Annotated in this window: 16 protein-coding genes and 1 pseudogene; 3 read left to right on the top strand and 14 right to left on the bottom strand. The window is 47.7% G+C overall.

All coding sequences use genetic code 11. From position 1 onward, the window contains the following. Positions 1 to 120 precede the first annotated feature (120 nt). The 3 genes from ACFPXP_RS17215 to ACFPXP_RS17205 form a co-directional block, all read right to left on the bottom strand. Positions 121 to 1,998, bottom strand: a complete 1,878-nt coding sequence (locus ACFPXP_RS17215; protein ID WP_379895592.1) for a glycosyltransferase family 2 protein — start codon at positions 1,996 to 1,998, stop codon at positions 121 to 123. Positions 1,999 to 2,065: 67 nt separating this feature from the next. Then, positions 2,066 to 3,379 (bottom strand): nucleotide sugar dehydrogenase, encoded by a 1,314-nt coding sequence (locus ACFPXP_RS17210; RefSeq protein ID WP_379895595.1) that lies wholly within the window; start codon positions 3,377 to 3,379, stop codon positions 2,066 to 2,068. Positions 3,380 to 3,413: 34 nt separating this feature from the next. Then, on the bottom strand, positions 3,414 to 6,203 hold the full coding sequence (locus ACFPXP_RS17205; RefSeq protein ID WP_379895591.1) for a polysaccharide deacetylase family protein: 2,790 nt from the start codon (positions 6,201 to 6,203) through the stop codon (positions 3,414 to 3,416). Positions 6,204 to 6,427: 224 nt separating this feature from the next. Here ACFPXP_RS17205 and ACFPXP_RS17200 point away from each other — a divergent pair, with 224 nt between their 5' ends. Further along, on the top strand, positions 6,428 to 8,173 hold the full coding sequence (locus ACFPXP_RS17200) for a methyl-accepting chemotaxis protein (RefSeq protein ID WP_379895590.1): 1,746 nt from the start codon (positions 6,428 to 6,430) through the stop codon (positions 8,171 to 8,173). Positions 8,174 to 8,277: 104 nt separating this feature from the next. On the opposite strand, the pseudogene ACFPXP_RS17195 reads toward ACFPXP_RS17200, so the two are convergent. The 7 genes and pseudogenes from ACFPXP_RS17195 to ACFPXP_RS17165 form a co-directional block, all read right to left on the bottom strand. Further along, positions 8,278 to 8,805: pseudogene (locus ACFPXP_RS17195) on the bottom strand (ABC transporter ATP-binding protein); the annotation flags it as partial. A 224-nt stretch (positions 8,806 to 9,029) separates the two neighbouring features. Next, positions 9,030 to 9,380, bottom strand: a complete 351-nt coding sequence (locus ACFPXP_RS17190) for a hypothetical protein (protein ID WP_379895589.1) — start codon at positions 9,378 to 9,380, stop codon at positions 9,030 to 9,032. 337 nt (positions 9,381 to 9,717) lie between these two features. Next, positions 9,718 to 9,996, bottom strand: coding sequence for a hypothetical protein (locus ACFPXP_RS17185; RefSeq protein ID WP_379895588.1), 279 nt, complete (start codon positions 9,994 to 9,996; stop codon positions 9,718 to 9,720). Beyond that, positions 9,993 to 12,233 (bottom strand): HelD family protein, encoded by a 2,241-nt coding sequence (locus ACFPXP_RS17180; RefSeq protein WP_379895587.1) that lies wholly within the window; start codon positions 12,231 to 12,233, stop codon positions 9,993 to 9,995. The genes ACFPXP_RS17185 and ACFPXP_RS17180 overlap by 4 nt, the downstream gene beginning before the upstream one ends. Positions 12,234 to 12,509: 276 nt before the next feature. Further along, positions 12,510 to 12,704 (bottom strand): hypothetical protein, encoded by a 195-nt coding sequence (locus tag ACFPXP_RS17175; RefSeq protein WP_379895586.1) that lies wholly within the window; start codon positions 12,702 to 12,704, stop codon positions 12,510 to 12,512. A 48-nt stretch (positions 12,705 to 12,752) separates the two neighbouring features. Beyond that, positions 12,753 to 13,163 carry a hypothetical protein gene (locus ACFPXP_RS17170; RefSeq protein ID WP_379895585.1) on the bottom strand — a complete coding sequence of 137 codons (411 nt, stop codon included), beginning with the start codon at positions 13,161 to 13,163 and terminating at the stop codon, positions 12,753 to 12,755. A gap of 406 nt (positions 13,164 to 13,569) precedes the next feature. Next, a complete protein-coding gene (locus ACFPXP_RS17165; protein WP_379895584.1) occupies positions 13,570 to 15,276 on the bottom strand; it encodes a sugar-binding protein in 1,707 nt (568 codons plus the stop codon). A 505-nt stretch (positions 15,277 to 15,781) separates the two neighbouring features. On the opposite strand from ACFPXP_RS17165, the gene ACFPXP_RS17160 reads away from it, so the two are divergent. Continuing rightward, a complete protein-coding gene (locus ACFPXP_RS17160) occupies positions 15,782 to 16,942 on the top strand; it encodes a serine hydrolase domain-containing protein (RefSeq protein ID WP_379895583.1) in 1,161 nt (386 codons plus the stop codon). Positions 16,943 to 17,225: 283 nt separating this feature from the next. On the opposite strand, the gene ACFPXP_RS17155 is transcribed toward ACFPXP_RS17160, so the two are convergent. The 3 genes from ACFPXP_RS17155 to ACFPXP_RS17145 form a co-directional block, all read right to left on the bottom strand. Continuing rightward, the gene (locus ACFPXP_RS17155; protein ID WP_379895581.1) at positions 17,226 to 20,549 is read right to left on the bottom strand and encodes a glycoside hydrolase family 2 protein; all 3,324 of its coding nucleotides are present in this window, start codon (positions 20,547 to 20,549) and stop codon (positions 17,226 to 17,228) included. A gap of 135 nt (positions 20,550 to 20,684) precedes the next feature. Then, positions 20,685 to 22,916 carry a rhamnogalacturonan lyase family protein gene (locus ACFPXP_RS17150; protein ID WP_379895580.1) on the bottom strand — a complete coding sequence of 744 codons (2,232 nt, stop codon included), beginning with the start codon at positions 22,914 to 22,916 and terminating at the stop codon, positions 20,685 to 20,687. Positions 22,917 to 23,105: 189 nt separating this feature from the next. After that, positions 23,106 to 23,984, bottom strand: coding sequence for an AraC family transcriptional regulator (locus tag ACFPXP_RS17145; RefSeq protein ID WP_379895578.1), 879 nt, complete (start codon positions 23,982 to 23,984; stop codon positions 23,106 to 23,108). 215 nt (positions 23,985 to 24,199) lie between these two features. Between ACFPXP_RS17145 and ACFPXP_RS17140 the strand changes: the two genes are divergently transcribed. After that, the gene (locus ACFPXP_RS17140; RefSeq protein WP_379895577.1) at positions 24,200 to 25,018 is read left to right on the top strand and encodes a helix-turn-helix domain-containing protein; all 819 of its coding nucleotides are present in this window, start codon (positions 24,200 to 24,202) and stop codon (positions 25,016 to 25,018) included. A gap of 161 nt (positions 25,019 to 25,179) precedes the next feature. Here ACFPXP_RS17140 and ACFPXP_RS17135 read toward each other — a convergent pair whose 3' ends face one another. Continuing rightward, positions 25,180 to 26,514 (bottom strand): ABC transporter substrate-binding protein, encoded by a 1,335-nt coding sequence (locus tag ACFPXP_RS17135; protein WP_379895576.1) that lies wholly within the window; start codon positions 26,512 to 26,514, stop codon positions 25,180 to 25,182. Between the last annotated feature and the right edge of the window lie 371 nt (positions 26,515 to 26,885).

Raw genomic sequence — 26,885 nt, 5'->3', positions numbered from 1 at the left:
CAGTTCCTCGTGATGAACCTGGAACGCCGCTTGCGGCTTCTTTTTGTCCTCATTCTCAACATGCTGCTGAAACGTACCGCCTACAGACAATTTGCTCTCTAATGTTTCGTTCAGCAAGCCCTATTTAGAAACCGATTTGTCATGTACCCGGCGTCTCCTCGTCTTTCTTGCCTCTTTCTTCTGCTTCGCCTCGATATCCTGCGGTGTTTCCCTTGTGCCCCACGTCGATTTCCAGAAGGTCACCCAGGCCACCGGCATCTGCCACAATAAGACCAGTTCATAGAACACGCAGAATACGACTCCGAACAGCCATAATTTGCTTCGCTTGAAAAAAAGATGGGCCAGGCTCATCAGCATCGCCATCATCAGGAGGCCAAGAAGGAACGTCCCCGGAAAGATGCCGTGCCTGAGCGGCGCATAAACCAAATTATAAAGAACGATGATCGGTGCAGCGATCGGTACGATCAGACCAATGTAGAAGAACAGCGCCATGAACGGCTCCTTCTTCCATATAAAGCTCCCCGCGCGCAGAGATTCCCTAAGCCAAGAACGCTTCCAGCGCATTTGCTGCTTCAAAAACACCTTGCGATCCGAAGGCACAATGGTGGAGCAAATCGCACTGTCCTGATAACCGGTCCGATGCGTTTTCAAAATAAAGTTGGTCATGCTTCTGTCGTCGCCGAACGTCGCCGGATGCCCAAGAAATCTTTGCGTCAGCCAAGCATCCGAATGTTGAAGAACCAAGTCCTTCCTGTAGCAGGACAGAGGGCCGGATAAGCAAGTGACACTGTCAAAGTAGGATTCAGCCGCTTTCATAATACGGAACGCGATGTAATAGCGCACCGTCTGCATTTTCGTATAGAAATTCGTAAATTTGTTCTCTACTTCCGTTCGGCCGGCTACGCCGCCCATGCGGGGATCTTGAAACGGCTGCACCAGATGCTTAATCGCGGTTGGCTCCAAGAAGCTGTCCGAATCGACGAATACCACCAAGTCATGCTTCGTACGCTTAACCCCTGCCACTAACGCCTCACGTTTGCCGCCATTTTGCGGCAGCACATGGAAACTCAGCCGTTCTTTCGTGACGTAGCGTTCCGCACGGGTATGAATCATATCGATGACCTCCTGAATCTTGGAGGCAGAACCGTCCGTAGAGCAGTCGTCTACGACGATGACTTCCAGTTTGTCTACGGGGTAATCCTGGTTCATACAGCTCATGATCGTACGATGAATCCATTTCTCTTCATTAAAACAAGGGATAATGATCGAAACGCCCGGTGTAAAATCCGGATTGACCGGAACCTCACGGTATAGCGCCCCGAATAAGTAGCGTGTAATTAAGAAGGCCGCTGCAATTAAGCTGTATAAATACAAATAAAAATCAAATTGAAAATAGATAACGCTGGGCACTCTCATCAGTACAATCAGCAGCGCACAAGCAAGCAGCATCGTGCTGGCCGCGTAGATCGAATAACCCCAGCGCTTGCGCTTGAAATATTCCGTCAACGGTTTGACGAATTGGAATGCCACCATCGGCTGCTCTGTACCTGCTTCCGTACGCATAAACTTGCGCACGACCGTTACCATGGTCTTCACGGAATTTTCAAAGCCCTCCGGCATCGTCCCGGGGGGAATTTGGAAATGGACGTGCAGCTCCTGCCCGATTTCATAGTGATCCCACTCTGCTGCCTCAGCCCGCACAAGCAATCCCGTCGAAGAAATGTCCTCTGCGCGGGCCTTCTTCGCATGCCGCTTCTTGTTCTTCTTGTCTTGGGGAAAAATCGTCACTTCGAAATCGGCCACATACCGCAAACTGAGCAGACGAAGGCTGTCTACATCGGGCTGATCCGCCCCGTCACCCTCGAGCGCCTGCATTCCCCGGCGATCGGTCCCCTTGCGCACATTCTCCGGATCCGGTACGTAATTCAAAGGCCTGCGATCCTGACGCGGTATCGTCAATTTTTCTTCTAAGTTTCGAGCTTTTCCTTTTTTAAACATGCAACGCTTCTCCTAATTTTTCACAAAATTGCAGGCTTTCAGGACAAATATGATAGATAGAATCCTTCTATAGACGCCAATATTCAATGTGGTGCTCCTTAAATTCTTCCTCAGAATAGATGCCTCGAACATCCACCATCAGCTTCGCGTGTGCCTGATCGTAAAGCTTATCATAGTCATCAGCGTTCATCCTGCGGAAATCATCGTGCGGTACCGCGAGAACAACTGCATTCACTTGCTGCAGCGAGGAAAGCTCCGACAGCTCAATACCGTACTCATTCCACACTTGTGTCCGGTCCGCCAACGGATCGACCACAACAGGCGTCATGCCGTATTCCTGCAGTTCTCCAATCATATCCTTCACTTTACTATTGCGCAGATCGGAGCAGTTTTCTTTATACGTCAGTCCGAGAATGGCCACCCGAACCTGACCCATATCCAGCTTGAGCCGAACGAGCATTTTCATCAATTGCTGAGCGACATACACGCCCATCCCATCATTGATATGCCTGCCGGCTAATATAATTTTAGAATGATAGCCGGTATCCTCCGCCTTATAGGTTAAGTAATAAGGATCAATGCCGATGCAATGACCCCCTACAAGGCCTGGTGAGAACGGTAAGAAATTCCACTTGGTGGCAGCGGCCTGCAGCACCTTTTTCGTATCGATGCCCATCTGGTGAAACAGCATCGACAGCTCATTCATAAACGCGATGTTGATATCGCGCTGCGCATTCTCAATCACTTTCGCCGCTTCGGCAATCTTAATGCTTTCCGCTCGGTAAACACCCGCTTCAATAATCGTTTCATATAATGCCGCTACCATACTCAACGCTTCTTCATCGTTGCCGGAGACGATCTTCGTTATATTCTCCAGCACATGCTCGCGGTCTCCCGGGTTAATCCGCTCTGGGGAGTAGCCAACCTTAAAATCTTCTCCGCACCTCAGCCCAGATTCTCTCTCTAATATCGGTATGCAGATTTCCTCTGTAACACCGGGGTAAACCGTAGATTCATAGACAACCACCGCTCCTTTCGTGAGCTTGCTGCCTACCATTCGGCTTGCGCTCTCTACAAACTGCAGGTCGGGGACGTTGCCGCTCCGCACAGGAGTCGGAACCGCAACGATAAATCGGGAGATCCCATCCAAATGCCGCTCATCAGCGGTAAACTCGACGGCACATTGTCGAACGGCCTCATCCCCCACATCTCCTGTCACATCGACCCCATCACGGTAAGCCGCAATTTTATCGCGATTATTGTCAAATCCGACGACATGCAGCTTTTTGGAAAATGCGATGGCCAGCGGTAATCCAACGTAACCAAGACCGATGACCGCCATTCGTTCCTCACGATTCATCATCCGCTTCATCTGATCTATCTCCATATTCATGTGCGCTCTCCTGTTCTCTGTTTTAATCCCCATAGGATGAGATCCCTATCATTTCGGATACGGGCTTAATAGAGTATCCTTTCGCTCTTAAGCCTTCGATGATGTCCGGAAGTGCTTCGACCGTCTGAGTGTCGTCCAGCAGATGAAGCAAGATGATGCTGCCGTTCGTCGTTTGCTCCATAATAGTTTGCACGATCTCTTCTGCACTTCGATTCCGCTCATGATCGGAAGGAATGACATCAAAATTCACAATATCCTTATAGCCTGTTGCAGCAATCACATGTAAAGTTTCTTCATTCAATTCGCCCGTCGGCGGTCTGAACATCATATCGGGTTGTTGTTGAATCGCTTCGGCAATGATTTGGTGCGCTTTTATTATTTCTTCCTGCAATTGTTTGGCCGTTAATTCCGTCACAATCGGATGGGCGTAGGTGTGATTGCCCACATCGTGACCTAATTCTGCTATCGCTCTGGCCAAGTTAGGATTTTTCTCTACACCGTCCGCCCGCAGGAAGAAACTCGCTTTCACGTTGTACTGCTGCAATATATTTAGAATTTTCGTTACGGTCTCATCCGATCCCCAATCGTCGAAGGTGAGTGCCACTTCTTTTTTATCGGTATCCACTTTGTTTACCAAGTTGTACACGGCTTCCGTCACAGTCGGAGCATATTGAGCAGCAGCATATCCCGGAATGGACTCTAGCGGTATTCGTTCACCGCCGCCTTCCATCAACTTTTCCAGAGAAACGAATTGATACCCTGCGGAGTCAGCGGATTGGGCGATCAGATCAATATTGTCGATCAAATCGGTATTCTCTTCTATGTCGATCGCAATGATTCCGCCGCGGTTCATATATTTGCGAATATAATGGCGTTTCTCTAGTTCGCTCTCACCCTGCCAATTGTGGAGAAAGAGGCTTGCTCCAATGACGGCTTCCATCCCGTTATGAGCTGCTGCAAGACGTAGATCATCCGTATATTCGCCTGAACTGGTTCTTACATATTTAGGTTCCAAGCCTGTTTTCTCTTGAATCATTTGATGAGTCAGGTAGATTTCTTTATTCCATTCCTTCCTGCTCGAATCAAGTGGAAGCGGAACGCTGCTTTCAATTTTATGACCATGATCAGCAATCGCTTTGGCTATATCGGGTTCCTTCTCTACACGTAGTCGAGGAAGAAAAAACGTTGCTTTGATCCCGTGCTTGTCCAGTCTATTCAGCAGGCTCGTCATCGTCTTCATATCAGCCATGCCGTTGAACGTCAATGAAAGCTGTTTGCGGGTCGTGTACACATCCTTGATCGCTCGGCTCATTTCTCCGTTCCCGTCCTCTGATAACTTGGACTCGAACTCCTCGGCATGCTCCATCAATTCGGTCAACTTTACGAAGGAATACCCTCTGCCCTGCAGGCCTTCAATCAGACCCGGAAGCGCTTCGATCGTATGAATCCCATCATGAAGGTGCAGCAGAATGACACTGCCGTCCACCGTTTGATCCAAAATGGTGCTCTTAATTTCCTCGGCACTATGACTCGCATCCCAATCCAAAGCCGTCACATCAAACATAGCTATGGTCTGGTACCCGGTTGCTGCTACGATTTCAGCGGTTTCCTGATCAATCTCGCCGGTCGGCGGCCTGAACATCATCAACGGCTGCTGCTGAATCGCTTCGGTCAAAATCTGGTGCGCCTTCACCACTTCTTCCTGCAGCTGCTCCGGTGTCAAGGTCGTTACTACGGGGTGGCTGAACGTATGGTTAGCGACTTCGTGCCCCGCCTCGACAATCGCTCTGGCCATATTCGGATTGTTCTGAAGTCCCTGTGCGACCGGGAAGAATGTCGCCTTCACCCCGTATCGATCCAAAATATCCAAAATGGTATTGATCGTGGCGTCGCTTCCCCAATCGTCGAAGGTGAGAGCAATCTCATTTCTGCCGGAAACCAAATTATCAAAGAGCTCATACTCGGCATTGGCATAATTCGGATTGATACGGGCCGCATCGTATCCGGGTATTTGTTCCAGCGGTTTTCGTACCGCTCCGCTGTCGATCAGTTCCTCTAACGAGACGAACGAATAGCCTCTTCGGGATGCCGCGTCCGCAATATATGCAATAGATCCTACGATTTCTGGATTCACATCCGTGTTAAGCGTAATAATTGCGCCCCGCTGCATATACTTTTCCACATAAGCGGCGATCTCTACAGCGCTCTGCATATCCCGATCTTTCGGATTAATGGTGTAGCTCACCACAGCTTCCATTTCCAGCGCATCCGCGGCAAGTTGAATTTCTTCTTGATAATCTCCCGATCTCGTCCGAACATATTTCGGACGTACGCCGGTCTCCCTCTCAATTACATCATTAGCCAGCTGAATGTCTTGATAGATTTGCTCATAGCTCATCAAGCTCATATCCGACTGATCTAAGGTGTTATTCTCGATCTCGTGACCGCGGTTCAATATCATCTGGGCTACATCCGGCTCCTCTGCCACCCTCATGCCCGGCAGAAAAAAACTCGCTTTCATGTGGTACTTGTCCAGCTCGTCCAGAAGGCGCATCATCCTATCCTGGTCAGCCATCCCGTTAAACGTTAAGGCAAGCTCTTTGTTCACGGTATACACATCGTGAATCGCCTGGGCCATATGTCCTGTATCATTGATTTCCTGATCTGAATGGCTTGTATCAAGGGGTGATCGATCATCTTCGTCCGAAACGGCATGCCATAAGAACAACACAAGCAGCCCGATAAGAACTGCAGCTGCACCAGCCACCACAAAATATGTCGTCTTGCGGTTCCCCCATCCTACTAGCTTCATAGTAAAATACTCCTTTTTTCTCTAATCTTGTTTACTATAGAGCATCATACTATACAATTTCTGAACAAGTCTCCTGATAAAAAATACCTAGGTACTTTTTCTCGCGCCATTAACGGAGTTCATCCATTTTTTTATCGAATCATGTAAAATTAAGTGGATATTTATCGAAATGTCAGATATAAATGAAATATGCATTTATGACCATTAAGGGAGTGGAGTGTTTCATGAAACGGTTCAATATTTTTTCATTACGTTCAAAATTTTTTACCATTTGTTTGCTGCTGTTGATTATTCCTTCGGTGACGATAGGTCTCGTAGGTTATGAAACTTCGAAGTACAATCTGGAGGAGTCCGGAAAGGAGCAGATGAAGAGCAGTGTCCGTCTCGCTATTGCGATGATCAACAACTTGGACAAGGAAGTCCAAGCAGGTCATTTGACCCTGGAGGAAGCGCAGGAGATGTTTCGGCAGGAAATATTGGGACCGAAGGCTGAGGACAACCGCCGCCCGATTAATCCGAGATATGTCGTGGGGGAAACCGGCTACCTATATGCGGTCGATCAAGATGCGCTATCCGTCATGAATCCTAGCAATGAAGGCAGCAGTCTAGTCGGTGTCATTACGGAAGACGGCGTCGATATGGGGAAAACGATTCTTGAGCTTGCTGAAAAAGGCGGCGGATACTATACATACGTTTGGGGAAAATCGGATGCCGAGGGCAATGAAACTAAAATTTCGTATGTCGAACCAGATGAGCATTGGGGTTGGATCATCGGATCTGGTGCCTATGAAAGCGAATTTAATGCAGGGGCCAATCAAGTGTTACGTTTCGTCATTACGACGCTCGTAATTTCGATTGTCGTAGGAGCCATGATCATAGGCATTTTTGTCAATACGATTTTAAGACCGGTACGTGTCATGGCTCTGCAGGTCAATCAGGTGTCTGGTGGAGATTTAACCGTCGATCCATTGCCTGCCAAAAGCCGGGATGAGATCGGTTCGCTGGCGCGGGATTTCAACCGTATGACCCAAAGCTTAAGAACGTTGATTGGACATGTTTCCGAAAGCTCGGAGCAAGTCGCGGCAACATCAGAGGAACTGACAGCGAGCGCGCAGCAAACCTCCAAAGCGACAGAGCAAATTACGATGTCCTCCCAGGAGGTTGCTGCCGGAGCAGAGGAACAGAACCGGACATTGAACGGTGCGCGCACTGCAGTTGGCGAAATTGCCAATGGGATGACCAGCGTCGCCGCTTCCATTCAATCGGTTTCCCAAACTGCAGTCAGCACTAATGAAGAAGCAGCGAAAGGAAATGAAGTCGTACAGCAGACCGTGGAGCAAATTCAGACCGTGCATAACCATGTCAACACGACCGCACAAGTGATTGAAACGCTCGGAAATAAATCAGACGAAATCGGACAAGTCGTCCTGCTCATTTCGGATATTGCCAATCAAATCAACCTGCTCGCTCTGAATGCATCCATTGAAGCAGCCAGAGCCGGCGAGCACGGCAGAGGCTTCGCGGTCGTCGCAGACGAAGTTAGAAAGCTGGCCGTACAATCCAGCGATGCTACGGAGAAGATCGGTTCTATTATTCAAGACATCCAGAACGATACGAACCAGGCGGTCGTGTCGATCAAAGAAGGTACCTATGCCGTAGATGCAGGAATGGAGCAGGTTCGTCAAACAGGTGATTCTTTCAAAACGATCACGAGCATGGTCAACGATGTATCAGCTCAGTCCCAAGAAGTAGCCGCAGTGGTAGAGGAAGTCATGGCCAGCATTCAAAATATGGTCTCGATGATCGATTCCATCGCAAACATCTCCGAGCAATCGTCCAGCAACTCGCAAAATATGGCCGCTGCATCGGAAGAGCAATTAGCCTCGATGGAGGAGATCTCTTCTTCAGCCGCCAATTTAACGAACATGGCAGAGGAGCTTCAAAAGCTTGTAGAGAAATTCAAATATTAAGCTGGAGCGAATAAATAAAAGCCAGTGCACGTCCTCTATGAGAGACATACACTGGCTTTCTGCTGCTTTTCTGTTCGCTTATTCAATCTACAGCACAATCTTTACCTTCGAATCAGCTCACGCATTTCAATAATGCCCGATGGATCGAGCCCGTTCGTCGGCTCGTCCAATATTAGCAGCTCTGGGCTGCCCAGCAGCGCCTGCGCGATGCCTAATCGCTGCTTCATGCCAAGCGAGAACTTTCGAACGATTTTGTTTCGCACCTCGGTTAATTTCACGATAGCCAGCACACGATCGATCTCATTGCGATCGCTGCCTACAATTTGCCGCGTAATTTCCAAATTCTCATATGCTGTCAGATGACCGTAATACGAAGGTGATTCGACCATCGAACCGACCCGCTTCAGAATGGACAGCCGGTTCTTCTTCATCGGTTCCCCGAATACACGAACCTCACCCGCCGTCTCATTCACCAAGCCAAGGATCATCCGAATCGTCGTCGACTTCCCCGCCCCATTCGGTCCGAGGAATCCATAGATTCCCCCCTGCGGCACCCGCAGATTGACGCCATCGACCGCTGTAAATTGGCTGAATCGTTTGGACAGATTGTTCGTTTCAATCAAGTATTTCATCATGCTTCCCCTTCCGTTTCGCTTTGGATACGGCTATTCTACATCCCCAGCCTTAAGGGTAATGTGGAGGATCCTTAAGCTAACCTTAAGATTGAGGAAACAATTAGACTATTCTCAACCGATTCAATAAAAAAACAGCAGGAAAGCTTCTGAATTGAAGCAATCCCACTGTGGCTATGAATACTATCAAATCCGTCAATCCCAGTCCATATAAAACGTCGCCTTCAGCTTGCCTTCACTGCAGTCTGGACATTGTTGTGTTCGAAATTAGCTTCTTCCATCAAGGCTCCGCACCTCTTGCAATGACAAGCATGCTTATACTGCGAAGTATCCGACTGCATCTCGATGTAAAGTTCATTTTGAATGCCTCTGCAAAGGGGACACACAAATACCGCATCATACGCATTATACGTTACCGAGTCGTCCTCCATAAATTGCTCGATGCGCTGTTTGAGTTTACAATCTTTAACGAATGAAGCAATCGACTTCAAGGACATATAGGCAAAGCCGATCCCTACAAACATATTATCCTTATAACGGCACGCATCGCATTCCAGCTTAAAGGCTTCTCCCATGTGCAGTCCTCCCTATTCCTATACGTCCTTACCAGCTCATTCTAATTGCAGATCAGGCCGAAGAGTTGGCCCGTTCACATTTTCTTTATCCGTGATTCAGACGGGGACCTCTCTACAGTCCGATCACTGTTTACAACGATGGTTATGGCCCCCCAAGCGTTTTCAATAGCTGGATCTTGGGCTCTCCTTTGCCATCCTAATCTTCAAAATAATCCTTTCCATTCACAACCCACAAGCCCATTCCCCACGAAAAAGGACTGCGACAATGATGTTTTCTCCGGACTGAACATCTATTTTCATTCGTCTTCACCTGCTTTATGTTGATCTCATTTCCTTTTCACTTCAACGGAATCTGATACAGCTGAATGGCCGTAAGCAGCGACTGATGAAGCCTGCGAACCGTTTCGAAGGCGGGCTCTAGCGTCTCTTCAATGCCATCTACGAATAGATCCAAATGCCATTCAGCGTCGTTCCGAGCTGCCTTCCGTATGGCGTCCCCGGCGGAAGAGCGAAGGGTCTGAGCGTAATTGCCGGTTGAAATCTTGTTACAGTAGATTTTTGGGTAAGGTCCATTTCCTCCAATGCTCCACCATGTATGAGTATTTTCTACCCTCACAAAACATCCATCGACACATCTTGCTGAATGACCGCGTCTGTCTTCACTCCATCCAGCAGTGGACTGATCCGGTTGTGATAATAAATGTGCAAGTCGTGATGAGCTCTGGTTACGCAGATATACAGCAGCTTGGCATCTAATTCGTTCATGCCGAACCTCTCCTCATTGGCATTCGGGATAATAACTGCATCGAATTCCATCCCCTTCACTAACGAAGACGGAATCAACACCAAATTCCCCGTCAATGTATGATTCGGATGATCTATCAATTGAAGTCCACTATATCCTTGATCCGCTAATGAACGATAAATTCCTTCTGTTTGTTTCAGATCCTTTCCAATAATCGCTATCTTGGCATGTCCCTTTTTCGCAAAAGCATTTAGAGACTCTTGGATCTTCACTAGCAAATCACTGCCTCCCGTCACTTGACGAACATGAGGTTCGCCCCCTTTGCGATTAACGGGGATAATTCGTGGCAGATTCAACTTGCTGTTGGATATGACTTTATTCGCTAGCTCCATAATTTCGTATGTAGAGCGATAGCTTGTATTCATCTGCATCCGCCGAATTGGATTCGTACCGATAACTTGTTGATCAACCTCATCCCAGCTTCTAATCCCTGTAGGGAAGATACTTTGTGTAATATCCCCGAGAATGGTCAATGAAGACGTCATTTGATTTAGCATATAGATTTGAAAAGGACTCAAATCTTGCGCCTCATCTATAACCATATATTTATAAAACCGATCAAGGCCTCGTAAATTCTGCTCGATATAAAGCAAAGCAGCTAAATCATCAAAAGTTACACCCATTTGTACGGAACCCGCCAATTCATGGGCTAACTCCGCAGGAATCGATTGATCAAGTCCCATTAACAGCTCCGGATTGCCCAATAACTGCTTATACACCCCTATAGTATTTTTAGGCTCCCAAGTATCAACGAATTCTTTTATTGCCTTGTTACATTCGGACTTGAGTTTTTCCTTCTTTATACTTAGTGAATGCTCCAACGACACAAATAAGTTTTTTCGGCCAGGGTGCCCTGCGGGCATCGTCTCGACCCAATTGTTAACAATGTCATCAAATTGTATTTCTAATACTTCCAGTTGCTTCTGATAATAATCTTTCATTGCGATTTTTACAGATTCGATTGTCTCTTCTCTTCTACTCGCAAGAGGCAGATGCGCGTACCCATTATACATAGCCTTCAACTGCTCCTCAGATATTGAGAAATCAGAATTGACATTGATTTTTGCTTTTGGACATTCGTTAAATTCAATAAACTGAAGATATGTCTCTAGCATGTGTAAGAACTTTATCGATCCTTTAAATTTAGCCGCTGTTTCGTTCACTTGACCTTGAAGAGAGTGGTTTAATCGTTGAACCATGTTTTGGTAAGGATCGCTTAACCCTTTGATTTTCAACATCGATACAACCAAATCAAAAAATGTACTTTGTTCAATTCCTTCAATATCTAGATCAGGTATAACACTTTGCATATACGAGATGAACATTTTGTTCGGTGCGATGACAATAATGTCCTCCGGTTGCAGATATTCCTCATACCGATAGAGCAAGTACGAGATCCTGTGCATTGCCACACTCGACTTACCTGAACCTGCCACCCCTTGAACGATGATGGGCTGATCTATACTTAAACGCACAATTTCATCCTGCTCTTCTTGTAAAGAAGATATAATTTCCTGCAGCTGATGATCGGTAGAACGTTGACTTAATATTTCATTAAGATATTCGTCATTACTGATTTCTCTTGACTCATTATCGATCGTCAATTGAGTCGAGTTACTCGGATCTTTCACTTGACCGACATCTACAATTCTTTTAACCATCTTATTGTTAATTGTAATCTGCCGTTTCCCCACCAGCTGACCTATTGCAGGAATGGATTTTTTACCACCACTGTATGAAGTAAACATGCTGCCGAAATCAGAACGCCAATCGACAACAATCTCATGAGTGCCATCACCAATTCCCGTTTTCCCTACATAAAAAGGAATGCGCTTACCATTCTCGTCGACAACGTCCATACGGCCTATGTACGGACTGGATCTGCTTTGTTCGATTCTATCTATTTTTTCTATGCGTCTCTTCTGAATGATCGCATCGGCTGTGCTTGTGACGCTTGTCTTTCGTTTAGACAAGGAGGACAGTAATTGGTCAATTTCAGATAACTTTGATTCCAGAACTTCTTGTTCATACTCTTGTCTCGGATCCACGAAAACCACTCCAGTGCTGGATACTATTAGTTCGAGTGACCTAACAATTATCAACGGTCAAATTTAATTGTATTTTCGACAAAAAGACCCCTCATCCCTTTATATCATTTCATCATTATGAATTGAAAGGGAGTTTTATAGGGTCTTTTAGACTATGGATTAAGCACTAAAACTCTCTGTCTTGACTGTTTACAAGGGTTTCCATTATCCCTCTATACAATTCTATATTTGAAGACCTCTAATGGCTCTAACTTTATTGGAAATTCTGGACCAGCCTTACTCAGATTCAACGTCGGCATTTTTGGGCTCACTGGTATCTTCGAATTTTTGCTGCAGACTTTGACTTAAGCCTTCCAATGTGGCGATTTCTGTATTGACTTGCTCCGCCGCATCGATGAGACTGTCGCTCAATCCTTTGACTTCCTCCATCGAAGCGATGTTTTGCGAGATTACAGCGAAGATTTGCTCCATTCTCTCCGCTGCGCTTCGCGGATACGAAGCAATCGTTGTTCAGTCTCTTCAACCGCTGTGGACTGCTCCTTGTACCTGCTCAACCAAAGAGAGCAATTTCTCGTCATATTCCTGTTTTCTCTTTTCAATTTGATTCATGATCTTGTGTTTCGAATAAATTTGCATCGATGTTGCACTAGAAGTCAGAATCAGGAAAACCGCGTGAATAACGAGCATGAGGAAAGGATATGTGTCCGTTCCGAACACAATCTGGGGGCACCAGAAGAATTTGCCCAAATGCTGCACTACAATCAATATCTTCATCATCATGATAAGACGAATATTTTCATAGTAAGCTGCCGCCGCTATGACAATAAAGATGGAAAAGTGAAACTCAACACCCCCGCCTCCGCCGCTGATGATGGAGATGCTGGAGAATGTAAGGGTAAGGACGATGAGGAGCGGCAGTTGCGAGTGCATCTTATTTTTTCGGAATATATAAAAAGACACCCCGCAAAGTAGGATCGGGAAGATGAACAGGATGTTCTGACCCAAATGATCCAATCCGTCATTACTGCGAGCGTTCCATGACTATGAGTGAGAAACGGATGCAAGGTTCGCTGGAGGACAAAAATAATGATATTGAACATGACAACAGAGAAGCCTAACCACAGCAATAACTGGTTCTTTCTCGTTAACATGTCTTTTCATTCTCTTATTTCGAAAAAACTTCAAGTACGTCACAGACTATACAGGATGATACTGCACAATTTCTAAACAAAGAGAAAAAAATGCCGCTCCCCAAAAAAGGAGAAGCGGCTATACCCTATTTACGCAATCACAATAACTTGCCTAGTATTCGCGAACACGACTTCGCTGGCGATACCTAATGATCGAAGAGATCCGGCAAAATATTGTAGATATACGGAGTAACCCAAGTCCAAGCATGCGAACCGCCGCCGGCTGCGATGAAGTAAAAATTGCCCTTGTTCGTATCCGATGAATAAATAAAGACATCCGTCAATTGCTTCATCGCGTCGATCTGTGGCTTCAAATTGGGATATGCGATATCCAGATCGCCTGTTGCACTGAAAATGTAGTAATCCTGCGGCGCATAACCTGATGCTCTGGCTGCATTTGCAAGGTATTCAGCCGTTTCTACCGGCTTCGTGCCGCCTCCCAACCTGCCGTAAACCCAGCTGTCACCGCACAGCGGCATATAATACTTGAAATAGTCCAGACAATGGATAAAGGTATACCACGTCGTGACGGAACCCATCGAAAACCCGCCGAATGCCCGGTGCGCTCTGGACGCGTTCAAATCGTCCAAGCTTCCGGATTTGGCGTAGGTATGATATTGGGTCTCCACGAACGGAACGATGTGGTGCATTAACTTCTCGTGGAAGAGCGCGACATCGTTCTTGCCGCCATAGAAGGTAGGCGTGACGACGATAAGCGGTTCAATATCGCCTTTGGCAATCATATTGTCCACAATTTTCTTCAGCTGCCTGCTCTGGCCGGGTCCGCCGAAGATGAGATCCTCATTCTCGCCTCCGCCATGCATCAGATAGAGAACATTGTATTTCTTGCTCGAGTCAGAAGCGTCATAGCCGTACGGAAGGTAGACATGCATCCTCTTGTCGTCCGTACCGTTATTTAAGTTCGGCGCCTTATACATCAAGGTTTCGATCGTCCCCGGCCGATCGCTCTCTACGCGATATTCATCCGGAACCGGCTTGAAGTATTTTTCCGCTGCCGCTTCATCCGTCAGTTGCAGCTTCCGAATCGCATCCTTTAGAACCGCATACTGTTCATCGATGCAATTCTGGGGAACTTGATTATTTGAGAGAACGCGTTCGGCGAATTCTATCGCTTCTTTCACAATCCTCGCATTACGGTAACGCTGGAAATCTAACTTTCGCGCATTCTTGGTCAAGCTCATCAGGTCATAAGGATTGCGACCGCTGACCGCCCCCTCGGGCTTGCAGGTAAGCAAAATTTCACCGAATAATCCCGTATCTTTCCACGCATTGCCTGTCAAATCGAATACGCTAAGAGCACCGGCTTGCTCTGATTGGACCGCATCATTCATCAGCAAATCGAAACCGAGAACCTTCCCATTCTCCGGCTTCGTCTTGAGTGCGATTCTCGCTTGGATGACGTAGCCATCCTCCGTTTCATATGCAGTCGAGTACAACCGCTCCGCATCCCCGCTGCCCACATACAGAACATTCTCGCAATTTATCGTAAAATGCGCGTCGTCTACCCCGTAGTCTAGTGTCTTGTCATTGTTCTCGTCTATGAATATGCTCAAAGCATCTTGCCTGTACGGTGCTTCAGCTTGTGCCGAGACGTTCTTATCTTTGACTTCTGCAAGGACATACAGCGCTCGATCATCCCATAGCACTTTAAAAGTCGCCGAGGCATCGGGATGGCCCGAGATCTTAGTCGGTGTAACCGCTTGCAAATTGCTCCATATCGGATCTACTTGGTCGTCAATGACAGGCGAACCGAAATAAGCAACCATTCTTCCGTGAGAATCCAAACCATGCTCATCGACAGGTACTTTGGCAGAGTCCGGTGATCGTTTCATTTTGACCTCCTTCATCATTTTTTCATTGAGCAGCACAATTTTATCGCGCAAAGCGATATCGTTTTAGCTTTAACGTCATTATAGGTACCCTTTTATCCGATAGTCAATATGAGGAAAAAACACGATGCGCCTATCATTCGTGCCTATCTACCTAATCGAATCACGAAACTACATGGATATTTCCTTCAAAAAGATTGAATCACGGAAAACTCACTAAAACGACGAAGAGACTCGAAGCAGTGTGACGATTCCAAGCCGCGTGTCCCAGTTAGACCGACGCCAAATACCGTGCACCCAAGCTTAATCACAGATAAGGGACGATATATTTTTGATAGGCTATAGCTCCTTCGTATCTCCCTCAACCCCCTCGACCCTACCAATAATTGACAAATAAATCTGTCAATGATAGCATTTTCATAATTACTAAAACGAAACAGCCTTTGTCTGCTAACCCATTCGAGTTCATCAGAGCAGACCAATCTCCATCCATCGAGGAGGGATGATCATGAGTAACTATTCGCACTTATCCGATCTACTGAAGGAATTCGTCAAGACAGGTCCGTCAGGCTGTGGCTGCGCGATAGCCAAAGACGGCAAGATCCTCTTTGAGGATTACCACGGCTACGCCAATCTCGAGAAGAAGCAGCTCATTACCCCAGATACGGTATACCGGCTATTCTCCAACACCAAAGTCATCGTTTGCGCAGCGGCGCTCATTCTGTATGAGCGCGGAAAATTCTTGTTAAACGATCCGCTGTACGAGTACTTCCCGGAGTACCGCCACCACCGGGTCGTGCAGAACTCCCCCAACGGCTACACGCATATTGTCCCCGCTAAGAAATCGATGCTAGTGAAGGACGCATTCTGCATGTCCGTCGGCCTCCCGTACACCTTCGGCGATTCGATATCGGCACGGGAGTTGGCTCGGGTGAAACGGGAATTGAAGGAGAAGCATGGCAAGTACGACCTGCAGACCGAAATTAAGGCGGTAGCAGAGGTTCCCTTGGCTTTCGAGCCGGGAAGCCGCTGGCTGTATGGTTACGGCCACGAGCTGGTCGCCGGTTTGATCGAGGTCGTCTCTGGCAAGACGGTGGGACAATTCCTGCAGGACGAGATCTTCGATCCGCTCGGCATGACGAGCACCGGCTATCGTTACCGGGATGACATCGAGAATCGTATGGCAACGATGTATCAACGCACAGAGGACGGTCAGATGATCGAGATCCCCGGATTCCTGGACGAATTCCATCAGCAGGATGCTATCTATGAGATGGGCGGTGCCGGCTTGTATTCGACGGTTCGCGACTACCTCCGGTTCTCGCAAATGCTGGCGAACGGCGGGACCCTGGACGGCGTTCAGATTTTGGGACGCAAGACGATCGATTTGATGAGAAGCAATCACCTTAGCGAAGCGCAGCTTACGGACTTTACGAACTCATATCACTCCGGTTATGGCTACGGATTAGGCGTACGCACGATGATGGACCCGGCGGCGGGACACTCCAACAGCTCCATTGGCGAATTTGGTTGGACGGGTGCCGCCGGTACTTGGACCTCGATTGACCCGAGTGAACGATTCTCCGTCGTCTATATGCACCAGCTCTCACCCAATATGGAGGAATACCACCATCTGCGCGTGCGTGCCGCGGCTTACGCCACGCTGTGACGGACAGCAGCACCCGCTCCGCACTAAGGGCGCAGCCTACCTAGGCTGCGCCCTTTTGCTGGTTTAACGCATTGATCACATCAGTTCGCGGAAAGATTGGACATGTCAGTCCACATCTTAAAAAACGATCCGACGGCTTAAAGAAGTCGTAACTCCTTGCATCAGCATTTGACACAGGAATAGACGAATGGAACGTTTAAACTAACCCAATTATATTGAGGATTACAACCTCAAAAAACGAAGAGCACAAGCCCGGCAAAACACCGAACTCATGCCCTCCCTACTAACCTTTTTCTGCTCTACTTGGCAGCTCAATACGGAATAAGCTGGCCCTCTCATCATAATAGGAAACGACACCCTGGATATAAGATATGACTGCATTAATCTCCACGATGAATACACCCTGATCGTTGATATAAGGTTCTCCATGCAGCAGATTCTCTTCCCCATTGACAAGAAGATGTGTACGCCCTTTTTCAGCGACAACCTTTGTTCCACCTGATGTGATGGTTAGAATTCCCCGCTTGTCATCATAATGATAATCGAATAATTCCGGGCGGTCGTTCTTGATTCTCTCTAGAATGAAGAGTATCGGACTGTAGATGCTCCCATGACTCACGATACTTAAGATCCCATTCGTATTCGGCTCCTCCCCATCGACGACGACCTTGCAATATACTTTACCCTCCGGATTGTACTTCGCCTGATCAGCCTCTGGAATCGATTCGAATGGATAAACCCGTTCAGGCGCGGTGTCCGGATACGATGGAACCAGATATTGCGGCATCTCCCGTGTAAGCGACCCGATGTCGACCGGCTGACTCTCAAGAGTAAAGGCTGCCTCGGGAACACCCTGCATCCGAGCCGTGAGCCGAATCTGGCCCGCATGCCTTGTAGATCGGATAAACACCCGATTGCTGCCGCATTCGGCGTACACATGATGCTGATGAATGACGCTGTCGTTTTTACCATAGCCGTTAAATCGCCCGCTGTTATAGCCTCCGAGGAGAATGCCTTCCCCTTCGATGCCCAAATCGATCCGGCCTGAGGCCAGCGGATGCAGACGGCCCTTCTCATCCAACACTTCTACGTCGACATAAGCGATATCGGTTCCATCCGCCAACAATCCCCGCTCCCCTTTGTGTACCGTCAACCTTAATTGGGAGGGTGCAGACACGGTCTCGATCGTTTCCGCAGCGACTTCTTTTCCTTGGTAATCATACGCCCTTGCCGTAATTGAACCCGATTGGGTAATATCGATATGGTGAAACGGGAAAACAAACGTATGGATCGGTTTGTCACAAGTGCCTGCCAAATTCCCATTAATGAACAGCTCGATCTTGGCAACCGCGTAACTGCCGATCACGTAGACCGTCTTATCCTTTGGATTGCGGAATCGGTATTCGCCTGTCTTCCGCCATACCTCCCCGTCGAATTCTTTGACGGGATATCTGTAGCTCCGGCCGTCTTCCTGCGGATAATTCCAATGTCCGACGATCTTGATCGCAGGAACCGGAGATTGCATGACGCGGAACACGTCAAAATTTTGCTTTTTGATCCGCACAGGGTCTACCCGTCCGCTCATTCTCGCATTTTCACTGGCCGATTGTCTTCCATGCTGCGCCGAATCCGTCCAGCATAAGGCAGCCGCAGCCGAATAGTAATTCTTACCCGAGGCGCCGCCAATCCGATCATTGAAAAATTCGGCGTATCCTTTCGCAGCACATAGCGCTAAATCCTCCGAGGTCAGATCATGGACGTCTCGACCCAATTGCTTCTTGCCGCCGCGTCCAACCCATAAATTATCATAGTCGAAGTCAGGCGGTGAATAATCATCCCACACCCTTCTTGGCGATTCCTCACGCAAATACTCGGTCTCGGTGACCGGCATTTTCTCCGATTGGTAACGTCCGGCATGGCGGTTCAGCATCGTACCGACGTATTCCGCTTCACTCACCACATCCTCCGTGTTCAACGTACGGCAGCCCATATATCTGCCGCCGTGCGGATCGAGCTTTTCCTTCAGCAATCGCATTTCACGCATATGCTCCTTGCTGATGGCATGGTTGCCCGCCTCCCAGAACAGGATGGAAGGATGGTTGCGAAAATAGATAATCACATCTCGCATCAGTTCAACGCGCTGATCCCACTGCCTGCCGAAATTCTCCTTTTCCTTATCTCCCGCCGGCTGGGTACAGACGACACCGTAACGGTCGAACGAGCGGATATCTGCTGGGGAGCCCGCCACATGCATAAAACGGATATGGTTGGCATGGCTTTCACGGATTAATTTCGCATCCATATCCTTCAGCCAATCGGGGGCGGTGCCAATCGCAGCCCATTCATTGGTGGCACGCTGTGCATAGCCAGTAAGCCATACACGTGTGTCATTGATCATGAGACCATCTTGAAAGCTGTAGGCGACCTTTCTAAAACCTGTCACCGTCGTGACGGAATCAATGACTTCCCCATCGTGGATTAAATTTGTCTGCACTGTATATAGATACGGATCATCGGGTGACCAGAAGCGGAGTCCAGATACCAAAGCAGAAGCTTCTACTACAGATACTTCAAGAGAGTCTATAACGGTGGGCTGTACTTCATCCTCTGGCAGTGGTACATATTGGTCCCCTTCTTTTCGGTACGCATCTTGCGGAATAATCGACAATGGAGAAATTGCGGGCAGATGCTGGGCAGCAGGAATGCGCACCTGATCCGAAGACATGCGCCCTACTTTTCTTCCCTGATGATCATAGATAATGGAATCTAATGTAATGGTTTGGTCAGAGCCCGTTTCGTTTCGGATTTCGGCTTCCGAATGAATGACCGCTTTTCTCTGTGCAATATCAAAGTTCTTTCCGTAAATATAGACGCCCTTGGTTTGCAAATTGCTGTAGATTGGAAGTGTAATATACAGCTTTGGCTTCACATGCAGCCTTATATTTCTGGTGAGCCCCCCGACGCTCGGATTAAAATCATTGCAATTCCAGAAAAAGGCCACGCCGCGGTTTGCATCGATCTCCTTCTCCGGGTTTAAGGAAGCTATGAACGAACCGGGCACCGCCTCCGGCATATTTGGCGTCTCCGCAGCAAAAAAGTCCATATTCCTTGAAGAGGTATTGTCTGTTGCAATCGCAATTAAATTTTCCGCAGCGTAATCCACATATGGCGTTAAGTCAAAGGCGAACGGGGCGACTCCCGCTTCGCAATATCCTGCCATGGTTCCATTGACATAGAGATAACAGGTTTGGCGGATGCCTTCGAATTCGATCAATACTTTTTTACCCTCATGCTCTCTCGGAAGGCGGAACCATTTTCTATAGAACGAGAACGTTCTCTTCTGCCCGCTTCCGGCATCCTCAATTCGTGCAACGAACAGATCTTTATCATTAAAGGTATGCGGCACGCCTACCGCTTCCCAATCGTTCTCCATATAATCTGTTTCATAAAAATACCTGCCAGCCTCATCTCTCCATGATTCTAACGCCTGTTGCAGCGGAAAAGCATCTGCAAGCTTAAATCTCCATTCATAATTGAAGTTATATACCTGTGCCTTGCTTTGAACCGACGGTAATTCAGCAACGACTGTCTGATGATGATTCTGCATATGTACCTCCTGTAAACTTGGCAGAAGCCCGTCGTGGGAACCTTCTCGCCTAAAGTTGGCGCCAATAACATGGCGTTACTTGAAAACAGGCCGGAACATACCGGCCCGTCTCTACACTTCTATCGTTACATTGCATTAATGTATGACATGAACCGTATCCTTGCCGCTAAAGGTCCTTCCGTCCTGCAAATGGCCGGTGAGACGAACCTCAATCACCGCATCACGCAGCCCAGCGATCGCGCCGATGATCTGCTGCCTGTCAAACTTGACCATGAGCTCTTCGCTGCCGTCCTTGTCACGATCACTCTTCTCCACCGCAGACCGCACAGCAGCAATAGATGTTCCATTCACATGCAGCCCTATGGAATCGGCATCCACGGGCGATACAACATTCGAAGGCAGTTCAATGTAAGCGGTAATCTCATTTCCCTGGCTCTTCAAATTTAATGTACCTGGATCGACTTTCACACCCGCCGTCACCTGGCCTGCATAATATATGTTCGGCGTTGGAGGTGTAGACATGCCATGCCCTAAGTAATAATCCGTTAAGTGAGACTGCATATATCCTCGAACCGTCATACTGTTTCGATATAACGGGTTTTGTGCGAGCGTATAGATTCGGTAATCTGTTGGAATTGGCGTCGTGAAAATGATCAGCTCGTCGTGATCATCACTCGTTAGGATGACCTCTTCACGCCAATCCCCTACTATATCGCCGAGGAACTTGGGAACCCCGCGCCAGCTACCCACAGCGTAATTCCGAGGCGTCTCCAAACGAGTCAGCGATTGGGTTTCATACTGCCATTTTTCAATCTTACCGTTGTTATAGCTTTCACTGAGCAGATCTCCGTCCCACATCAATCGAATGGTCGGCCATGGATTCCCCTCATGATCGGCTGCGGTAATCTCCGTGTTCGTTGGTCCATTGTAGATCCCCTCGAAAGAAAACACTTCATAACCGGGATAGCCTGGATCTAGATCACCAACGTCGCCGCGCCCTACATCCCATGCAGGAGGGGCTACAGAATGCTGCCATATCATCTGACCTGTGCCCGCGTCATAATAATACTCAAGCAAGCCATACGGGTTATCCTGCTGAATGCCGTACCCCTGAAGTCCCGGTCTGTTCGGGTCCATTTTGCCGATATAAAAGCGGTCTCCGTGCACAACATTGCTGCCCGTCAAAGAATAAAGCATTGTGCCGTCATCATCCAAGACGAAGCCGATATGGGCGATCTCGTCCTTGCCATCCCCATCTACATCGGCGAGGCGGATATTGTGACCATCTGGCGCAAGGCCCTCTGAATCGCGCAGCCATTTCCAGTCCATGACCAGTTGCTCCCCCTCCAGATGATAAGCGGCGATCAGCATATTGAAAGATTTATCGGGATTCCGATTTTTCGCGGAAAGGACAACGCTTGGTGTTGTGCCGTTGAGGTAGCCTATGCCTACATGAGCGGCGAGCGGACCGATTGCAATGTAATCATCCGGAATCGGGCTGGCGCTTCGGAGTTCTCCGGTCATGCCATCAAGCACAGCCAGCCATTGCTTCGTGTCGCTTGCGTCAGACCAGACCGTGCCGTCCCCGAACGTTACACCGTTTGCGATCTTAAGAATGACTTCGGACTTACCGTCCCCATCCATGTCATACGCCGTAATGCCATCCCAATGCCCCACGTTAATGGTCGCCGATCCAGGGGAAATATTGTCTTGATTCAAGCTGTTCGGCCCAAGACTTACCTCCCACAGCAACGTGCCGTCGCGTTTGTACGCTTCAACGATCTGAGGCTGCATGGTCTCCCGAACGACTAGAAAATCGTATTCACCATCGCCATCGAAATCTCCAACCCATACATGATTGATGCTGCCGCCCGCGCGAAGTGGAACCGTGAAGTAAGGGACATCCTCTTGGTTTGCAGGAAGTGTGAATGGGCTGCTTGCATTTTGTTCGATGCCGCCCATCACCGGCCTCACGAAATACGCATTGTCCTTCGTCAGATCCGCGGTGGTGTCTGTATAATTCGTGCCTTGAGTGAGAACCGAATCATTCAGCTTGACGGCATCGCCGCCATCTGTCGAACGATATACATTGAAGCCAATCGAAGAAGGATCTAACGCCAATAAACGCCAACTGATAAACACATGAGAACCTTCTCGAACGGCAACAACGCCCCGGCCTAAATTCTCCATCGATCTCATCATCGTCCGTTGGTTTGGAGCGGCCGCGATATCATCGCCTCCGGCAGTGGCAGCGGCTGTTTCCGCTTCAACGATGACTTGCCCAACCTGTTCATTTGCTGCTATTGTTGTACTCACCATACCTACAATGAAGGAAAGCATCATAAATAGACAGACTATTCTTTTCACCAAAGAAATCTCCTCTCTCATTTAGGAATCGAAAGGCGACAGCTCCAACTGACGACAAAACCGGAAGATCCTACTCCGTTGCATCAAACTAACCGGACGATCACCCCCCCAACAAAATATTTGCTCATGCTTAAGCAAACGAATGCGTGTTACTGTATGCGCTTTCAAAAGGAGTCTACTCATAAGCGTTCATCTTACGACCTCGGGGTGAACACTATGGTTTCTCCGAATCTTTTTGCGGTAGGTCAGCGGTGTATGTCCTGTAATATTCTTAAATGTTTTATTAAAATGAGAGATTTCCCGAAACCCGACTTTAGCGGCGATATCCTGCACTTTTTCATTCGTCTCCCCCAGCAGCCTCTGAGATTCTCGAATCCGCAGGATCCGTACATATTCACTCATATAAAAGCCGGTTAACATTTTAAACACTCTGCTTAAATAAGATGGACTGATATAAAACTTTTGGGCAATTTCGTTCAAGTGAAACTCTTGTTCGAAGCGCCCGCCCAAGTATGCGGTGATTTCGGAAATTTTTCGGTACATGGGGTGCGAAGATTTCGACCATTCCAAGTTCTTCTCTTCGAACCTTCGCAATTGGACCAGCAGCTGGATGAATGAGGCTTGCAGCGTAAATTCGTAATACTCATTTTGCTTTTGATCTTCTTCCAGCATTTTGAATAGTAAAGGTTCAATGGAACGCTGTTCTTCTTCAGTGAATCGAATGAAACGGGAAAGTCTGTTGAAAGGCAGCACTTTATCGGTTTGCAAGAGAAGCATCGGTTGAATTCGTCCATCGGTAAAATGGATGACAATCCGTTCGAATGTTGGGGAATCATCACTGCTTACGGTTTGAAACACATCGTACTTATTAATAAACAGCAAATCCCCTTGTTGTACCGTATATTTCCGGTTATCGATGACATAATTCAGTTTCCCTTTCAGCAGATAATGGATTTGATAGTTAGGATGAAAATGTGTGATCGGTTTCTCATTTTGGACTTTCACCTGGTGGTATTCAATTGTGAAGTTTTTTTCCGTCATGGAACGAACCTGCGGTAACTTCGCCAAGCGGATAACCCCCTCCAAGATTCATCTTCTGCTTGCAACGAAACGATCCACATTCACCGGAAGGCCCATGCGAATGAAGATATTGTCTGGGTGAATGAATCACTGTACTATAATGACTATATCGCACCAATGGGATATCATCTTCCTAAATATTGCCTGATTGCACGTAAAAAGTTGTAATTATTGCAAATCGGAAATGAGGTGCTGACTGCCGTATGAAGGTCTATGAAAACACCGCAGGAACGTTAGAGGTCGACCATGTGAAGCGTACAAGCAACTATAACATGAAGGAGCACATGCACGATAAATATGAACTGTACTGTCTGATGGCTGGGGAACGAGATTATTTCATCCGGGAACGGACGTATCGGATGGAGCAAGGAGACTTCGTGTTCATCGAGAAAGGAGAGCCGCACCGAGCCATCGATACGGCTGTACCGAACCATGAGCGGGCGGTATTCTACTTCACGTCTTCGATACTGGATGGCTTGCCAATACGAGGGCACAGCGGTGTGGTGAGGCTGTCTCCGCAGGTACGGTACAAAGGAGAAGCGCTTGTGCGTGAGCTGCTCTCCGAGGCGAAAGTGGAGGCGAAGGGGCGCGATGTAATGCTGGAGCTGCTGCTCAAGCAGCTTCTCCTGCTGGTGTTTCGTGCGCAGGAGGAACAACCGGAATCGGAGGATCGGCTGTCGCCCGCACACCAGATGATGTCAGAGGTTGCAGCTTATATCCGATCCCATTATCAGGAGCCGCTGCTGCTGAAGGAAGTGGCGGAGCAATTTTTCGTCAGCCGTTATTATCTTAGCCGAACATTCAAGCAGTGTACGGGGTTCGGATTCTCGGAATATGTGCAGCTCGTACGTATGCGGGAGGCGCAGCGTCTTCTCATTGAGACAGACCTCAAAATTATCGAGGTGGCGGAGCAGACGGGCATTCGGCCGGCAGCGAATTTCTACACATTGTTCAAACGGATGAACGGCTGCTCGCCGCTGCAGTATCGTAAGCGTCAACGAGCTTTGCTCACGAGCCATTGATCGTCTATGTGCTCACAACCCGTACGGACAACATTCCTACCCATCTGTGGTGCCATGGACGCGGCATGAAGGTCTAATGGTACAAAAAATAGAGGAGGATGGAATGCTCAATACTGAACATTCTATCCTCCCCAAACGTCTAATTCAGGAATCCGTGCGGGTTATTGACCCGCTTCATCAGCATAAGCTTTACTCGCATTTTCGGCTGCCACCCTAAAAGCGGTATTGATATCATCCTGTGCAGGCAGTATGGCTTCACGATAATGCTTTTCAATAGTACTGTCATAGATATCCTTGTAAGGAATCGGTGCAAACGAATGATAAAACACGGCTCCCCAGTTTTTATTTTTAAATATACTTTCTGATCCAAGTGCATTCTTGACCTCATCATCTTCCAACGTAGGCACAACGCCTATTTTCGAAAGCTTCAATTGCGCTTCTTTAGAGATCAGAAATTTGATTACTTTCATGGCCTCATCCTTATGCTCGCTCAATTCGGCAACAGCGAAGTAATTCGGATACGGCTGAGAACCGACCCCTGGAGCCTCTTCGAATGTTGGCAGAGCGACCATATCCCAATTCATCATTTCAAATTCAGGAGAGTTAAAAGACCAATTGGATAACATCGCGTACATGGCTAATATTTTGCTATTCATGAAATCATTCCCGCCAGGCACTGCGCCTGTTTCTTTATACGGGAACATGGGATTCGTATAGACCTTCTGGAAAAAAGTTTTCCACTTTTCGTCTGTTTGGATAGTCGGTTGCTTGGTCTCAGGGTCCAAATAAGGAAGTGACAGCTGGTTCAATCTCATCGCGTGACCTTGCGATACAGCATAACCATAATATAACGTATTGCCGTCGTTTCGGGTTATTTGTTTAGACAAGTCAGCCAATTCATCCCACGTCATTCCATCGGTTGGGTAATCCACACCAAATTTATCAAAAATGTCTTTATTATAGTACAGCACCATATTCATATTGAAGACGGGGATGCCAAACATTTTGCCGCCAGACATTTCTTTCATTTTATCGACAGAGGATGGCTCTAATTGGGTCAGATCGATTTGATGCTTTTCAATAAGATCCGTCATATCAGCAGGAACCTCATATTGAAGCCCTGTAGGGAAGTATCCAATAGAGTCCCAGTAAATATCAACCTTTTGACCGGATGCAATAAATTCTTCAATACCGAACTCCCGGGTAGCCGTGATGTATTGGAGCGTTACGTTAGGGAATTTTTCCCGGATCATATCACCGAAGCGCGCATTAAAGCTTTCCTCGGAATCGCCGCTCGTTGTGTAAACCACCAATTCAACGGGCTCATGAATCCCCTCGTCCTCGACACCTGCAGTCTCGCCCGGCTGATTGTTGACATTTTGTTCTGTATTGGTGTTGTTGTTATTTCCATTATTTTGATCTGTACCCCCACTGCTGCATGCGGTGACGAACACAAGTGCAAAGATCACCATGAGTAGCCAGCTCTTTTTAACCAAAGATGGATCCTCCCTTTTTTTCCAATTTGTTGTACCTTCATCCCCTGCCTGCGACCTGGTTTCATGTTGTTATCGGTAAAAGCTAACGATTCCCCCTCACCTCTCAACCAATGGATACGATAACGCTTTCATTTTAACACGCGACAATCATTTCAATCTTTGTACGCTGTTGCCTCAAACCGATGATTCTTGGCTGTCGTTGTGATTTATTGAAAGCATTCTCCTCTCCTTCCATCAAACATGAAAAACCGAGGAAAAACAGGCTTGGATCCCCCGCTTCTCGCTCGGCTCGTAACACAGCTTTTTAGGCTTTAGTATAAATATGGTTGCTTTGATTATGTTCCAGAAGTCCTTCCACCTTCACTGGATTT

The organism is Marinicrinis lubricantis (genome assembly GCF_042658665.1).
In the GTDB taxonomy this organism is placed as follows: Bacteria; Bacillota; Bacilli; order Paenibacillales; family KCTC-33676; genus Marinicrinis; species Marinicrinis lubricantis.
This window is presented reverse-complemented; position numbering and strand designations above follow the sequence as displayed.